Source organism: Nocardia shimofusensis NBRC 100134 (assembly GCF_001613125.1).
Lineage (GTDB): Bacteria > Actinomycetota > Actinomycetes > Mycobacteriales > Mycobacteriaceae > Nocardia > Nocardia shimofusensis.
Genome location: NZ_BDBT01000020.1, coordinates 1 through 14,258 on the forward strand (window position 1 = coordinate 1; position 14,258 = coordinate 14,258).

Genomic DNA, 14,258 nt, shown 5'->3' on the forward strand with positions numbered 1-14,258 from the left:
GCGTTGCCCACCGCCACGGTGACCGCCGTGGAGTCGATCCTCGACGAGGTGGCCGCGCAGGCCGGTCCCGGCTCGGCAGCCCGGCGCAAGGAACTGCTGACCGAGCTGTGGTCGGCGGCGACCGCGGCCGAACAGGAGTATCTGCCCCGCCTGCTCACCGGGGAACTGCGCCAGGGCGCGCTGACCGCGCTGGTCGCCGAGGCCGTGGCCGAGGCGGCCGGGGTGCCGCTGCCGGTGGTGCGCCGCGCCTACATGCTGTCCGGACGGTTGCCGGTGACCGCGGTCGCGGCGCTGCGCGGCGGCGCCGAGGAACTCGCGGCGTTCCGGCTGGAGGTGGGCAGGCCCATCCAGCCCATGCTGGCCTCGCCCGGTTCCTCGCTGGACGAGGCCACGGCCGAGTTCGGCGGCGAGGTCAGCATCGAGCACAAACTCGACGGCGCTCGTATCCAGGTGCACCGGCACGGCACCCGGGTCCGGGTGTTCACCCGCGCGCTGCGTGAGATCACCGACGGCGTGCCCGAACTCGTCGCTCTGGTGCGCGGGCTGGAGTGCGAGAGCGTGGTGCTCGACGGGGAGACGCTGGCGCTCACCGACGACGGTCGTCCGCGGCCGTTCCAGGAGACGATGAGCCGCTTCGCCACGCTCGTCCCCCCGGTCGACGCCGACGCCCCGGTTTCGGCCGGTCCCCGCCTCGCCGCGGACTCCGGCTTCGCTGCGGACTCCGGCTTCGCCGAGAAGGTCGACGGCGCCGAGGGCAGGCGTGCTTCCGACCGCTCCGGGCCTGCTGGATCCACGGTCGCTGCCGGAGGAGCCCGTCCGCCCGGCCTCACGGTGACCCCGGAGTTCGACGCCGCGACGGCCAGGCACCTGCCGCCCGGCGCGCTGCTGCTGCCTCCGCTGAGTTCCTCGCGTGAACTGCTGCTGCATCCGTACTTCTTCGACTGCCTGCACCTGAACGGGCGGGATCTCCTGGACGCGCCGCTGTCGCAGCGGCGCGAGGCGCTGCTGTCGGTGGCAGGCTCGCATACGATTCCGGCGCTCATCCGGCCCGACGTCGAGACCGCCGCCGAATACCTCGACGGTGCGCTGGCAGCCGGGCACGAGGGTCTGATGGTCAAGTCGCTGAGCGCGCCGTACGCGGCGGGCAGGCGCGGGCGGTCCTGGTTGAAGATCAAACCGGTGCATTCGCTGGATCTGATCGTGCTCGGCGCGGAATGGGGTTACGGCAGGCGCACCGGGTACCTGTCCAATCTGCACCTGGGCGCGCGCGATCCGCGCACCGGCGAGCCGGTCATGGTCGGCAAGACGTTCAAAGGTCTCACCGACGCGCTGCTGGCCTGGCAGACCGCCGAGTTCCCGCGGCACGAACGCGCCCGCGACGAACACACCGTGTACCTGTGGCCGGAGCTGGTGGTGGAGATCGCCCTCGACGGCGTGCAGGTGAGCCCCCGCTATCCCGGCGGCGTCGCGCTGCGTTTCGCGCGGGTGGTCCGGTACCGGCCGGACAAGACCCCCGATCAGGTCGACACCATCGACACCGTGCGCGGCCTGCTGCCCTGACCGGCTCGATCACGCCGCCGACCAGGGCGGACGCGCTGCGGTCCGGTGCGGGGGTTCGGCATTATAGGGTGCCGATACCACGCGCACGCGGACGGCAACTGCATGGCAATCGAACATTCGGTTACCGCACACTGGACAGGTGACCGCCGAACTACTGGTGCTGCTGATCGTCATCGCGACGGCTCTCGCGTTCGATTTCACCAACGGCTTCCACGACACCGCCAACGCGATGGCGACCTCCATCGCCACCGGCGCGCTCAAGCCCCGCGTCGCGGTGGCGCTCTCGGCGGTGCTGAACCTCATCGGCGCCTTCCTCTCGGTCGAAGTGGCGGCGACGGTGGCCAAGGGGATCGTGCAACTCGACGCCGTCGACGGGCAGGATCTGTTGCTCATCGTCTTCGCCGGACTGGTCGGTGGCATTCTGTGGAACGTCGCGACCTGGCTGTTCGGGCTGCCGTCGAGTTCCTCGCACGCGCTGTTCGGCGGCCTGATCGGCACCACCATCGCCGCGCTCGGCTGGAACGGGGTCATCTGGTCGTCCGGGTCGTCGGGGGTGCTCACCAAGATCGTGCTGCCCGCGCTGCTCGCTCCGGTGGTCGCGGCGCTGGTCGCCTCGATCGGCACCTGGGCGGTCTACCGCATCACCGCTCCCGCCGACGAGGAGACCAGGCGCACCGGATTCCGCTGGGGTCAGGTCGGCTCGGCCTCGCTGGTCTCGCTCGCGCACGGCACCAACGACGCGCAGAAGACGATGGGCGTGATCTTCCTGGCGCTGGTCGCGCACGGCACGGTGACCAAGGACGACGAACTGCCGCTGTGGGTGATGGCTTCCTGCGCGGTCGCCATCGCCGCGGGCACCTACCTCGGCGGCTGGCGCATCATCCGCACCCTGGGCAAGGGATTGGTGGACATCGAATCGCCGCAGGGCCTGGCCGCGGAGACGTCGTCGGCGGCCATCATCCTGAGCTCGGCGCATTTCGGCCTCCCGCTGTCGACCACGCAGACCGCGACCGGCTCGATCCTGGGCAGCGGCATCGGCAAGGGCGCGGAGGTGCGCTGGTCGGTGATGGGCCGGATGGCGGTGGCCTGGCTGCTGACGCTGCCGATGGCCGGTCTGGTCGGCGCGATCTGCTGGGCGCTGGCGCACTCGATCGGCGGGCTGCCCGGCGTGCTGGTGGTGTTCGCCCTGCTGGTCGGGCTGTGCGGGTTCATGTGGTTGCGTTCGCGCCGGGACCGGGTCGACACCACCAATGTCAATGTCTGGCCCGGGGACACACCCCCGGCGGCCGAGGCTGTGAAGCCGCGGCCCGCAGAGCCGCAGCCCGCAGAGCCGCAGCCCGCAGAGCCGCAGCCCGCAGAGCCGCGGCCTGTGGAACCACAGCCCGCCGGACCGGCCGGGGCCGACCGGAACCCGCCGTTCCCGACCAGTCCCACCCGGCCGTAGAAGGAGCCAGCCCGTGCAGACACTGCTCACCAATCTGAGCTCGCTGTGGCACGTCGTCGTGGCCGCGCTGGTGCTCGGCGTCGGCCTGCCTGCCGTCTTCGCGCTCGGCGTGCGCTGGTGGTCGGCGGCCGATACGGTCGACGAAGGCGGCGTCGCCGAGCGCAACAGAGTCGCGATGGCCGGTGCGTTCGCCTGTTTCGGCCTGATCATCGCGGCGGTGCTCACCGGCATCCTCTACACCGCCAAGGCATTCCTGGCCGCCCGGCTGGGAATCCATCTGTTCGGAGAGTAGGAGGCGTCGTCCAGTGACCGAGCCAGAGTCGAATTCGGGGATGCTGGCGCGCATCCTGGACTGGCTGCGCGCCGGATATCCGCAAGGCGTGCCCACGTCGGATTACGTCGCGTTGTTCGCGGTGCTGCACCGGCATCTGACCGACTACGAAGTCGTGATGGTCGCCGAGGAACTGGTGCGCGACAACCCGGAGACGGAGATCACCCGCGAGGCCATCGTGAACGCCATCGCGCGCTTGGCCATGGAACAGCCCGACCCGGTCGATGTGGCCAGGGTCGCCGAGCATCTGGCGGCAGGCGGCTGGCTGCTGGAGGACACCCTCGCCGATCCGCCCGCGACCGAAGCGGCAGGGCCGAACTAGGTCAGGGGTAGTTCGTCGATCCGGACGGTCGGCGCGAGCTGGGTGCGCAGACTGCGGTCGATCTCGCCGGCCACCGGGATGACCACCGCGGCGGCGGCCGTGGCGACGGCGTCGACGAGGATGGCGGGCCAGTCCGGCGCGCCGGGCGCGGCCAGGGCGGAGATGACCGCGGCCGCCGCGGAGTCACCGGCTCCGGTGGGGTTGCCCGCGAGCGGTCGCGGCAGGCCCGCGGTCCAGGCACCCTCCCGGGTGACCGCGACCATGCCCTGCGCGCCCCTGGTCACCACCACCGCTCGGACCCCGGACTCCACCAGCGGGCGCGCGCAGCGGGCGACCTCGCGTGGCGTGGCGGGTTCCTGCCCGGTCAGGGTGCGCAGTTCGGAGCGGTTGGGCATGAGCACCACGCCGGGCACTTTGGCCACCAGCCGCAGCGCCTCGTCCTCGACATCGCAGATGGTGGGCACCCCGGCCGCGATAGCGGTGTCGGCGATCGCTGCCGGGAGGCTCGCATCGATACCTCCCGGCAGCGACCCAGAGATCACCAGGCCGCCGATGTCGGGCAGCAGCCCGGCCACCCGTACCGCCAGCTGATCGCCCGCGTGCGGGTTGGTCACCCGGGCCCCCGGCTCGGCCAGGGCGGTGGCGGTACCGTCGTCGGATTCGCTGACCACCACGGTGCGCCGGACCCACGGCAGCGCGTGCACGAAGTCCACCGGCAGTTCCAGCTCGGCGGCCGCCGCGAAGGCGTGATCGGAGAATCCCGTCGCGCGCGCGTAACGTCCGAGCTGATTGAGCACCCGCGTCACATTGATGCCCTCGCCGCCGATGCGCTGCTCGACCGAACGGACCCGATGGGGGCGTCCGCGTTCGAATCGCTCGACCCGGTAGGTCATGTCGTAGGCGGGATTCATTGTCACAGTGAGGATCACGTCAACCACTGTCCCCCATCGGGCACCGGGCGCAACTGTGGTTCGTCTTACCGCCGGGTGCGAGTCGGCTCCCCCTCGGGGGAATTACAGTCCCACCGTGGCGCGCCCGTCGAAAACACCGGTCGCGGGCAGCGCCGCGCCGTGCTGGGACAGCGAGCCGCCGTCGCGGCCGGTGCGCACCGCCAGCAGTTCGGCGATGATGGCCACCGCGGTCTCGGCAGGGGTGTGCGCGCCCACATCGAGACCGGCCGGCGAGTGCAGCCGCGACAGCGCCGCCTCGTCGAAACCACCCGCGCGCAGATCCTCCATCCGGCGCAGGTGCGCGGTGTAGGAGCCCGCCGCGCCCAGGTACCCGAGGTCGGTCAGGCGAAGGGCGACGGTGAGCAACGGGATCTCGAACTTCGGATCGTGGGCGAAAGCGACGATGGCGGTGCTCGCATCGATCTCGCCCGCGCCTGCCAGGGTGTTCAGATAGCGGTGCGGCCAGTCGACGACGACCTCCGCGCCGGGGAAGGCCTCGGGGGCGGCGAACTCCTCGCGCGAATCGCAGATGGTCACGCGGTAGCCCAGCAGCCGGGCCTGCACGGTGAGCGCGGCGGCGTAGGCGTTGGCGCCGAAGATGATCATGCGCGGCGCGGGCGCGAACGAGGCGACGAAGATATCGGACTCGGGCAGTGCGACCAGTTCGGTGTTGTGCCGTTTGTCGGTGATGAGGTGCTGGCCGATCAGATCGGTGTCCGGGTTCCACACCACGGTGAACACCGTCACCCGCCGGTGCGCGGCGATCTCGGCCGCGACCGTGGGGAACTCGGTGAAGTCGTGCTGGGAGAACGGTTCGGCGAAGACGTCGATGGTGGCGCCGACCGCGACGCCGGGCTCGCCGGTGGGGACAGGCAGCCGGTGCATGGCGCGCCTGCCGGTGCGTGCGGCGGTGGCCGCCGCGTCACGGATGGCGTCGTCGACCGAGCCGCCGAGGCCCGCGCCGTGCACCACGCCGTCGGGGTCCACCAGCAGCGCGCTGCCGACCGGCCACCGGCCGTCTCCGACGCTGCGCACGACGGTCGCGAGTCCACCCGTCCGACCCGAGTACCACACCTGTAAGAGGTCGTCGACGATGTCGCGCATCAGTTCTCAACTCCGCTCAACGTGCGGTAGTGGCCGGGAAGTCATGGTCGATACCCGTCGCCAGATCATCGCACGTGACGCACACCATATCGTCCCTGGCGCTGATATAGGCCGCAGCGCCCTGATCCGCTGTAGCAGCCGCGACCACTCCGGCCCAGTGACTGTGTCCGATCACAACGGGATGTCCAGGACGACCCGCGAAAACGGCCCGGGCCAGCCCGCTCGGAGCGTGTAAGGCGGCCTCGACGACGCGGGCCACCACCGCCGCGCCCACGTCCGGGGTGTCCACCGGCATGATCACCGCGTAATCACCGCCCGCGGCCGCCCGCAGCCCGGCGCGAAGCGACGCCGACAGCCCCCGTGCCCAGTCGTGCGCCCACACCGTCCGCACATCCGGCGGTATGCCGAGCCCCTGGTGATTCGGCCCGGTCGCCCCGAGCACCACGACCACCCGCGCGCACCCGCCCTCCCGCAACGCGGCGATCGCCGCGCGCAACCAAGCGCCGCCCTCGGCCAGCGCCTTCGGGCAGCCGTAACGGGTGCCGGCGCCCGCGGCGAGCACGATTCCGACGGCAACGGCAGACATGACGGTCACCGTAACCACCTCGGGTTGCGGCCGTGTGACCATCGGGAAACGTGCGGCGCGAGTGGCCGTCACGATTCCGACACGCCGGAAGTGATCTTGTCGCCTCGGCTGGCGAGACCGCGCACGGTCGCCGATGCTGGACCGATGAGGCGCGACTCGGGAGAACCGGTGGGCGCGGAGGCGGGCGCCGGGCCGGCGCACGTGCCCCTCGACGCGACCGGCGGCACCGGGACCGGCGTGGCATCCATCGCGGATGCGGTCGAGGAGGCCGCCGGAACCGATGCGGCCGCGGGGACCGGAACGACCGGAACGACGCCGACGGGCGCCCCGGAGACGGCGGCAGCGTTCGACGCGCTGAGCGAGGACCACGCGGCGGCCGCGCTGAGAGCGTGCTGTTCCTCGCCGGAGTGGGTACGCGGTGTGCTGGCGGGTAGGCCCTACGTGACCGCCGAGCGATTGTTCGCCGCCGCCGACGCGGTGCTCGCCGACCTCGACGAGCACCGGATCGCTGCGGCGCTGGCCGGGCATCCGCGCATCGGCGACCGGCCGGTGGACGCGGAATCGGCGCGTGATCAAGCGGGGGTCGGCGGCGCGGATCGCGCGGTGCTCGACGCGCTGGCCGAGGGCAATCGCGCCTACGAACAGCGCTTCGGCCACATCTACCTGGTGTGTGCCGCCGGACGCAGCGGCGGGGAACTGCTCGAACTGCTGCGCTCGCGGCTGGACAACGACCCGGCGACCGAGCGGGAGGTGGTGCGCGTGGAGTTGGCCGCGATCAACCGCGTCCGGCTGGAGCGTCTGCTGGCCGAGCTGAACGATGCCGACGGCGCGCAGCGCAGGCCCGGCGTGGGGACGCCGGTGAAGCCGGAGTCGTCGCCGACATCGGAGGCAGGTGACCCGGACGGATCGGTGCGGGGTGACCCGGATCGGGCCCGCGAGACCGGTGCGCCCGACGTGCCGGGCTTCGGGGCAACCGTGAGCACGCACGTCCTCGATGCCGTGCGCGGGATGCCCGCCGTCGGTGTGGGTGTGGCCCTGTACGCGGACGGAGATCGGATCGCTGTGGCGAGCACGAACGGTGACGGCCGGGTGCCCGGACTGGCCTCGGGACTGGGTCCGGGGACCTATCGCCTGGTGTTCGCCACCGGGGACTATTTCGCGGCGCGGGGCGAGGCGACCTTCTACCCGGAGGTGACGGTGACCTTCGCGGTGACCGGCCCTGGGCACCACCACGTGCCGTTGCTGCTGTCGCCCTTCGCTTTTTCCACCTATCGAGGGAGTTGAGCGCCGATGCCGCTGACCGGGCCGATCGAACTGACGGACAACCGCTACGGCAAGTCCGAGAACCGCATCGTGCGCATCCGCCGCGACGGGCCGCGCCACGAGATCCGCGACGTGAACGTCTCCACCACGCTGCGCGGCGATTTCGCCGACGCCTACATCAGCGGCGACCAATCCGCGGTGCTGCCGACCGACACCCAGAAGCAGACCGCCTATGCCTTCGCCAAGGATCCCGGCCTGAGCCCGATCGAGGAGTACGGGCTCGCGCTGGCCAGGCATTTCGTCGACGACATCGCGCCCGTGCACGCCGCGCGCATCGATATCGAGGACTACCCGTGGCAGCGGGCGCGGGTCGGCGCGGGCGAACACGCGTTCACCTGGGTCAGGCAGGGACCGCAGGTGCGCACGGCGGCCGTGACGGTCGGGCACGCCGGTTCCTGGGTGGTCGGCGGGGTGCGGGATCTGGTGCTGCTGAAATCGACCGGCTCGGAGTTCGCCGGATTCCTGCGCGACGAGTTCACCGTGCTCGAACCCACCGACGACCGCATGCTGGCGACCTCCCTGACCGCGCAGTGGCGCTTCGCCGAGATCGAGGGCGTCGACTGGGAGGCCACCTACACGGGCGTGGTGGCCAGGATGATCGCAGTGTTCGCCACCCACCACTCGAAAGCGTTGCAGCAGACGCTGTTCGAGATGGGCTCGGCCGCGCTCACCGACTTCCCGGTGCTGGCCGAGATCCGCCTGGCCGCACCCAACAAACACCACTTCGACTACGACCTGGGCCGGTTCGGCATCGCCAATCACGGCGAGGTCTACCACGCCGACGACCGGCCCTACGGACTGATCGAGGCCACGCTGCGCCGCACTGACGCACCGGATGCGGGGCAGGCATGGCAGTTGTGAGCACGAGCGAGTGCGGTGGGCGGAGCGCGGTGACAGCGAAAGCGGCGGCAGTGCATGGGGTGGGGCGCGGCGCGCCGACGATGGTGATCGACGGCTGTGCCGTGGCGACGGTCGACGCGGCCGGAACCGAATACCGCACCGGCCATGTCGTGCTGCACGGCAACCGGATCGGCGCGGTCGGCTCCGGTCCCGCGCCCGCCCTCGACGCGCCCCGCATCGACGGCCGAGGCTGCCTGCTCACTCCCGGCCTGGTGAACACCCACAACCACCTCTACCAGTGGATCACCCGCGGCCTGGCCGCCGACCAGACCCTGTTCGAGTGGCTGCGCACGCTCTACCCGATCTGGGCGGGCATCGATGAGGACGCCGTGCGCGTCGCCGCCACCGGCGCGCTGGCCACCCTGGCCCGCACCGGGTGCACGACCGCCGCCGACCACCACTACGTGTTCCCGCGCGAGGGCGGCGACCTGCTCGGGGCCGAGATCGCCGCCGCCGCCGAGGTGGGCCTGCGCTTCCATCCCTGTCGCGGTTCGATGGATCTGGGCGTGAGCGCCGGTGGGCTGCCGCCGGATTCGATCGTCGAATCGCTCGACGACATCCTCACCGCGAGCGCCGATGCCATCGCCCGCTGGCACGACCCGTCCTTCGACTCGATGCTGCGGATCGCCCTCGCCCCATGTTCTCCGTTCTCGGTCACCCCCGACCTGCTGCGCGGATCCGCGGCGCTGGCCAGGGCGCACGGCGTGCGCCTGCACACCCACCTGGCCGAGACCGTCGACGAACTGGACTACTGCCGAGAGCATTTCGGCGCGACCCCGACGCAGTACCTCGAGAACCTCGACTGGGTCGGTCCCGACGTGTGGTTCGCGCACGCCATCCACCTCGACGATCCGGCGATCTCCACGCTGGCCCGGCACGGCGCGGGCGTCGCGCACTGCCCGACGTCCAACGGCCGCCTCGGCGCGGGCATCGCCAGGGTGCCCGATCTGCTGCGCGCCGGGGTCGCGGTCGGGCTCGGCGTGGACGGCGCGGCGAGCAGCGAGTCCGGCGCCATGCTCGACGAACCGCGCACTGCCCTGCTCTACGCCCGCGCGGTCGGCGGGCCCACCGCGATGAGCGTGCGCACCGCGCTGGAACTGGCGACGATGGGCGGGGCGAGAGTGCTGGGCCGGGAGCGCGAGATCGGTTCCATCGAACCCGGCAAGCTCGCCGACCTGGCCCTGTGGCGGCTGGACACCCCCGCGCACGCCGGCATCGACGACCCGGTGGTCGCGCTGATCCTCGGTGACCGTCCGCCGCTGGCCGCCCTGCTCGTGAACGGGCGGATCATCGTGCGGGACGGGCAGGTTCGCACGGTCGACGAGGCCGAGACCGGCCGCGCGGTCGCCCGCGCCCAAGCCGCCCTGATCGCCCGGGCTCACTGATCGCGGACCTGCTCGCCTGTCGACCCCGAACGTGCACGAGCTGCCGCGGTCGCCGACTCGAACAGCTTCCCGTCGAGCGTGATCCCGCGGATGATCGAGATGAACCGCCCGAATCGTGCAGCGCCGGTCAGGGGCAAGTCCGAATGTCTGGTGTAACAGGGCGATCGGACGGTGTCCTGAATCCGGGCTACCTCGGGGAATTCCCTGATGTGTGTGGGTGGTCGCGCCGCCTAGCGTTGTCGGGGTGAAGGCAATCGTGCAGCAGGTTTACGGGTCATCGGCGATGTTGGCGGTGGCCGATGTCGGGTGCCCGGAAGCGGGGGCGGGGGAGGTGCTGGTTCGGGTTCGTGCGGCGTCGGTGAACGCGCGGGACTGGCATGTGATGCGGGGGGATCCGAAGATCGCGCGGTGGATGGATCGGTCGGTGTTCCGTGGCAAGGGGCCGGCGAACCTGGTGCAGGGCGGGGACTTCGCGGGGACGGTCGAGGCGGTGGGCGAGGGGGTCACCGATGTCGCGGTGGGCGACGAGGTGTTCGGGGAGGCGGTCAGCGGCGCGTTCGCGGAGTACCTCGCGGTACCGCGCGTTCTGCTCGACCGAAAGCCGAAGAATCTGAGCTTCGAGGAAGCGGCGGCCGTGCCGCTGGCCGCCAACACCGCCCTGACCTGCCTGCGTCACATCAACGCCGGGGAGCGGGTGTTGATCATCGGTGCCTCCGGTGGGGTCGGCACGTTCGCGGTCCAGATCGCCCGGGCCAAGGGTGCCGAGGTCACCGCGGTGTGCAGTACCCGCAATGTCGAGGCGGCACGGTCCCTCGGCGCCGGGCACGTGTTCGACTACACCCGCGAGACCGTGACCGGCCGCTACGACACCGTTCTCGACCTGGCGGGCACCCGGGGCCTGCGCGAGCTCCTTCGCCTGGTCGAACCCACCGGCACCCTGGTCCTGTCCGGTGGCGGCAACTTCGACGGTGGCAGCTTGTTCGGCCCGGTCGGTTTGCTCGCGCTCGGCCAGCTGGCTCGGCCGTTCGTGAAACCGTCGATCCGTGGTCCGCTGGCTGAGCAGAGTCCGGCGTCGCTGACAGAGCTCCGCGAGCTGATCGAGTCAGGCGATGTCCGCCCGGCCATCGACCGGACCTATCCACTGGCCGAGACCCCCGCGGCCATCGACTACATGGAGTCCGAACATGCCAGGGCGAAGATCGTGATCACCGTCGCCCCATAGACGGACATGGCTGCCGGTCGAACCGGCTCTCAACGAGCTCGACTCGCCGCTGCTGTAGCAGTTCATTCCGGGCAGCCGGCGGCCGAAGACGTTGTCGACGGTGGCGGTCATAAAGCACCCCGCTGCGCCTCTAGTGTGGAGCGGCCCAGGGCAACCCTGCTGCTGTCGCGGCGTCGCCGAGTCGTTTGTCGTAGGCGACCAGTGCGGTCAGGTCGGCCGCGAGTTCGAGGGCGGTGGCGAGGTGGATGGCGTCCAGACTTCGGACAGTGGCCGGACTCACCGCCGCGGCGTTCGCCCGCACGATGCCGTCGATCTCCACCAGGTCCAGCCGGGAGAGGACTGCGGGCACATGGATCAGATCTGCCGGTTCGGCGATGCGTACCGCGCGGACCAGTTCTACTTCCACCAATGCGGATGCGACCCATGGAATGTCGGGTCGATCGTCGAGCCAGTTCACGAGCGCATCGGTCTCGGCTTCCTGGTGGACCAGCTTCACCAGCGCGCTCGTATCGAGATAGATCATCAGTACCGCTCACCGTCGCGGAGGTCCTGCAACGCCGCGCTACCGCGCCCGACGCCGTCGGCGGGGGCCTGCGCAAGGCGGCGGCGAAGCTCGGCGAGGAGGTCCGACCGGCCACGCGACGCGGGGCGTATCCGACCTGCGGCCGTGAGGCGAACCCGCACGTCGTGCACCGGGTCCACGGGGACGATGCGGCCGATGATCGTTCCGCGCTCGGTGATATCGACCGACTCCCCGGCTTTGACCAACGCCAGGGTCCGTGCGGTGTGGTGAGACAGTTCGCGGATCGGAATGGCGGTCATGCCTCGAGTGTGTCACAAAAATGTGTCACATGCCGCCTGTTCTGGCGGCGGGCGCGAGTGTTCACCCGATACGGGGAATCGGCCTGCGGAGCTTGACCTCAACAATAGTTGAGGAAGAAAGGTGGTGTGCGGGCGACCGACGGAGTCGCCGAACGCATGAGTGGGAGATCGCGATGACGCACACATCGACATCGATCAGTTCAACGGTCGCGCCGCCGCTGCGGCTGGCCGTGGTGGTCGGCAGCAGCAGGCAGGGACGTTACGCGCCGGTCGTGGCCGACTGGTTCCTGGCACGAGCCGAGGCCCGGCCGGATCTGTTGGTCACTTCCGTCGATGTGGGGGCACTCGACCTGCCGCACACCTTCGGGGCGCCCGCGCCGGGGGCCGCCGACACGCGTGCCGCGCTCGCCGACGCGGACGCGTTCGTGATCGTCACGCCGGAGTACAACCACAGCTACCCGGCGGCGCTGAAGAATCTCATCGACGCGCACGGCCGGGAATGGCAGGCCAAACCCGTGGGGTTCGTCAGCTACGGCGGGATGTCGGGCGGGCTGCGCGCGGTCGAGCACCTGCGGGGCGTGTTCGCCGAACTCCACGCGGTCACCGTGCGTGACACCGTCAGCTTCCACAACCCGTGGCGGTCCGAGGACGCACCGGGCGGACCGGTGGCGGGTGGGGAGGCCGATACCGCCGCGACAACCCTGCTCGACCAGTTGGTCTGGTGGGGCGAGGCGCTTCGCGCGGCGCGGGCAGTCCGCCCGTACGGGCGGTGAGGGACATGCGCCCCAGCGTGCGGGCGGCCGAGTCCGAGGCCCGGCCGGAGCAGGCGTCCCGCAACCCGATGACGGTGGCCCTCGTCCTGGTGGTCGGTTCGATCATGGCCACTTTGGACCACACGATCGTCAATGTGGCGATCAACCGGCTCTCGGCCGAGTTCGCGGCGCCGCTGACCACCATCCAATGGGTGTCGACCGGATACGCGCTCGCGGTCGCCGGAGTGGTCCCGGTCGCCGCGTGGGCCATGGGCAGATTCGGGGCCAAACGCTTGTACCTGGTGGCCGTGACGATCTTCGCGGTCGGTTCGCTGTTGGCGGGCGCGGCATGGAATATCGAGTCGCTGATCGCCTTCCGCATCCTCCAGGGGGTCGGCGGTGGGCTGCTCATGCCGGTGGGGATGACGGTTCTGCTGCGCGCGGCGGACCCGGAGCGGCTGGGTCGAGCCATGAGCACGATGGGGCTGGCGATCCTGGTCGGTCCGCTCGCGGGGCCGGTGCTCGGTGGCTATCTGATCGACGAGATGTCCTGGCGCTGGATGTTCTTCGTCAACGTGCCCGTCGCCGCGGTGGTGCTGCTCCTCGCCGGGCGGGTCTTTCCGCGCGATGATCCGCAACCGCGTCGGCGCATCGACACGATCGGGCTCGCGCTGATGTCGCCCGGCCTGGCTCTGCTGATCTACGGGCTCACCGCCGCGGGGGAACACGGCGGGCTACCGTTCGGGCGGGTCGTGCTGCCGCTGCTGGCAGGCGCGACGCTGGTGGCGATCTTCGTGCACCGCGGATTCACCGCCCCGCAGCCGCTGCTGGACCTGCGGATCCTGCGTCGGCGCGAGGTCGGGGCCGCGTCCGCCCTGGTCGGCCTGTTCGCGGCGGGCTATTTCGGCGCGATGCTGTTGCAGCCGCTGTACTTCCAGGTGGTGCGCGGTGAATCCGCCTTGGTGGCGGGAGCGCTCGGTATCCCGTTCGCGCTGGCGTCCGGTGTCACGATGCAGGTCGCGGGCAGGCTCATCGACCGGTTCCCGCCGGGCCGCTACCTGCCTGCCTCGATCGCGGTCGGCATCGTGGGCTTCCTGCTGTTCCGCGCCCAGGTGGACACCGAGAGCTCCTACTGGGGACTCTGCGCGGCGATGCTGCTCATGGGCGCGGGCGGTGGCGGCACGATGATGCCCGCCATCACCACCGCTACCCGCGCGCTCACCCCGGAACAGCAGGCGGGCGGCAGTACGACCGTGAACCTGATCAGCACCACGGCCATGGCGGTCGGCACCGCGGTGGTCGTGGTGGTGCTGTCCGCCCTGCTGCCGATCACCGGTGGTCTGCAGGCGCTGCACGATCTCGATCCCGCCGCGCACGCCGCACTGGCGCCCGCCCTGGCGGAGGCGTTCAGGGACGCCTACCTGGTCGCGCCGATCCTGATGGCCCTCGCCGCGATCCCCGCTCTGCTGCTGCCGCGCCGCTCCGCAGGGCGCGTTGATCACTGATCGGTTGCTCGGCCATGGATACTGCCGTGGTGCGTCGGCCGCGGCCGGGGTC

The 14,258-nt window shown here is 71.0% G+C and carries 15 protein-coding genes and 1 pseudogene; 11 read left to right on the top strand and 5 right to left on the bottom strand.

Annotated features, from left to right (window positions below; translation table 11 throughout):
- Positions 1–3 precede the first annotated feature (3 nt).
- From NS3_RS30125 to NS3_RS19060, 4 genes are all read left to right on the top strand, one after another.
- Positions 4–1,560: an ATP-dependent DNA ligase gene (locus NS3_RS30125; RefSeq protein WP_245649699.1), complete on the top strand. Its 1,557-nt coding sequence runs from the start codon at positions 4–6 to the stop codon at positions 1,558–1,560.
- Positions 1,561–1,699: 139 nt separating this feature from the next.
- Positions 1,700–3,004 carry an inorganic phosphate transporter gene (locus NS3_RS19050; protein WP_084495737.1) on the top strand — a complete coding sequence of 435 codons (1,305 nt, stop codon included), beginning with the start codon at positions 1,700–1,702 and terminating at the stop codon, positions 3,002–3,004.
- Positions 3,005–3,017: 13 nt separating this feature from the next.
- Positions 3,018–3,296, top strand: coding sequence for a hypothetical protein (locus tag NS3_RS19055; RefSeq protein ID WP_067861550.1), 279 nt, complete (start codon positions 3,018–3,020; stop codon positions 3,294–3,296).
- Between the two features lie 40 nt (positions 3,297–3,336).
- On the top strand, positions 3,337–3,657 hold the full coding sequence (locus NS3_RS19060; protein ID WP_067861553.1) for a DUF3349 domain-containing protein: 321 nt from the start codon (positions 3,337–3,339) through the stop codon (positions 3,655–3,657).
- Here the strand turns inward: NS3_RS19060 and NS3_RS19065 are convergent.
- The 3 genes from NS3_RS19065 to NS3_RS19075 form a co-directional block, all read right to left on the bottom strand.
- Positions 3,654–4,586: a hexose kinase gene (locus NS3_RS19065; protein WP_245649694.1), complete on the bottom strand. Its 933-nt coding sequence runs from the start codon at positions 4,584–4,586 to the stop codon at positions 3,654–3,656. The genes NS3_RS19060 and NS3_RS19065 overlap by 4 nt on opposite strands.
- Positions 4,587–4,670: 84 nt before the next feature.
- A complete protein-coding gene (locus NS3_RS19070; RefSeq protein ID WP_067861555.1) occupies positions 4,671–5,711 on the bottom strand; it encodes an XdhC family protein in 1,041 nt (346 codons plus the stop codon).
- 16 nt (positions 5,712–5,727) lie between these two features.
- Positions 5,728–6,297, bottom strand: coding sequence for a nucleotidyltransferase family protein (locus NS3_RS19075; protein WP_067861801.1), 570 nt, complete (start codon positions 6,295–6,297; stop codon positions 5,728–5,730).
- A gap of 327 nt (positions 6,298–6,624) precedes the next feature.
- Between NS3_RS19075 and uraD the strand changes: the two are divergent.
- The 5 genes and pseudogenes from uraD to NS3_RS19095 all read left to right on the top strand — a co-directional run.
- Positions 6,625–7,116 (top strand): annotated as a pseudogene (uraD, locus tag NS3_RS29820) (2-oxo-4-hydroxy-4-carboxy-5-ureidoimidazoline decarboxylase); the annotation flags it as partial.
- A gap of 135 nt (positions 7,117–7,251) precedes the next feature.
- Complete coding sequence (gene uraH, locus NS3_RS29825; protein ID WP_281205972.1) at positions 7,252–7,581, top strand: hydroxyisourate hydrolase; 330 nt, start codon at positions 7,252–7,254, stop codon at positions 7,579–7,581.
- Positions 7,582–7,587: 6 nt separating this feature from the next.
- Positions 7,588–8,481, top strand: coding sequence for a factor-independent urate hydroxylase (gene pucL, locus NS3_RS19085; RefSeq protein ID WP_067861556.1), 894 nt, complete (start codon positions 7,588–7,590; stop codon positions 8,479–8,481).
- Positions 8,482–8,561: 80 nt separating this feature from the next.
- Positions 8,562–9,905 carry an 8-oxoguanine deaminase gene (locus NS3_RS19090; RefSeq protein ID WP_067861558.1) on the top strand — a complete coding sequence of 448 codons (1,344 nt, stop codon included), beginning with the start codon at positions 8,562–8,564 and terminating at the stop codon, positions 9,903–9,905.
- A 244-nt stretch (positions 9,906–10,149) separates the two neighbouring features.
- Positions 10,150–11,127, top strand: coding sequence for an NAD(P)-dependent alcohol dehydrogenase (locus NS3_RS19095; RefSeq protein WP_067861560.1), 978 nt, complete (start codon positions 10,150–10,152; stop codon positions 11,125–11,127).
- A 130-nt stretch (positions 11,128–11,257) separates the two neighbouring features.
- On the opposite strand, the gene NS3_RS19100 is transcribed toward NS3_RS19095, so the two are convergent.
- Positions 11,258–11,650: a type II toxin-antitoxin system VapC family toxin gene (locus NS3_RS19100; protein ID WP_067861562.1), complete on the bottom strand. Its 393-nt coding sequence runs from the start codon at positions 11,648–11,650 to the stop codon at positions 11,258–11,260.
- Entirely contained in the window at positions 11,650–11,949 is a 300-nt protein-coding gene (locus tag NS3_RS19105; protein WP_067861564.1) for a type II toxin-antitoxin system Phd/YefM family antitoxin, read from the bottom strand. The genes NS3_RS19100 and NS3_RS19105 overlap by 1 nt, the downstream gene beginning before the upstream one ends.
- A gap of 173 nt (positions 11,950–12,122) precedes the next feature.
- Between NS3_RS19105 and NS3_RS19110 the strand changes: the two genes are divergently transcribed.
- Both NS3_RS19110 and NS3_RS19115 read left to right on the top strand, forming a co-directional pair.
- A complete protein-coding gene (locus NS3_RS19110) occupies positions 12,123–12,722 on the top strand; it encodes an NADPH-dependent FMN reductase (protein ID WP_067861566.1) in 600 nt (199 codons plus the stop codon).
- Positions 12,723–12,727: 5 nt separating this feature from the next.
- Positions 12,728–14,206 (top strand): DHA2 family efflux MFS transporter permease subunit, encoded by a 1,479-nt coding sequence (locus tag NS3_RS19115; protein WP_067861805.1) that lies wholly within the window; start codon positions 12,728–12,730, stop codon positions 14,204–14,206.
- The last annotated feature ends 52 nt before the right edge of the window (positions 14,207–14,258 follow it).

What these genes read in the sequence shown, in the direction of transcription:
- NS3_RS19060 (WP_067861553.1), top strand. Translation starts at nt 3,337, where the DNA reads ATGCTGGCGCGCATCCTGGACTGGCTGCGCGCCGGATATCCGCAAGGC.
- NS3_RS19070 (WP_067861555.1), bottom strand. Translation starts at nt 5,711, where the DNA reads ATGCGCGACATCGTCGACGACCTCTTACAGGTGTGGTACTCGGGTCGG.
- NS3_RS19075 (WP_067861801.1), bottom strand. Translation starts at nt 6,297, where the DNA reads ATGTCTGCCGTTGCCGTCGGAATCGTGCTCGCCGCGGGCGCCGGCACC.
- pucL (WP_067861556.1), top strand. Translation starts at nt 7,588, where the DNA reads ATGCCGCTGACCGGGCCGATCGAACTGACGGACAACCGCTACGGCAAG.
- NS3_RS19090 (WP_067861558.1), top strand. Translation starts at nt 8,562, where the DNA reads ATGGTGATCGACGGCTGTGCCGTGGCGACGGTCGACGCGGCCGGAACC.
- NS3_RS19100 (WP_067861562.1), bottom strand. Translation starts at nt 11,650, where the DNA reads ATGATCTATCTCGATACGAGCGCGCTGGTGAAGCTGGTCCACCAGGAA.
- NS3_RS19105 (WP_067861564.1), bottom strand. Translation starts at nt 11,949, where the DNA reads ATGACCGCCATTCCGATCCGCGAACTGTCTCACCACACCGCACGGACC.
- NS3_RS19110 (WP_067861566.1), top strand. Translation starts at nt 12,123, where the DNA reads ATGACGCACACATCGACATCGATCAGTTCAACGGTCGCGCCGCCGCTG.
- NS3_RS19115 (WP_067861805.1), top strand. Translation starts at nt 12,728, where the DNA reads ATGCGCCCCAGCGTGCGGGCGGCCGAGTCCGAGGCCCGGCCGGAGCAG.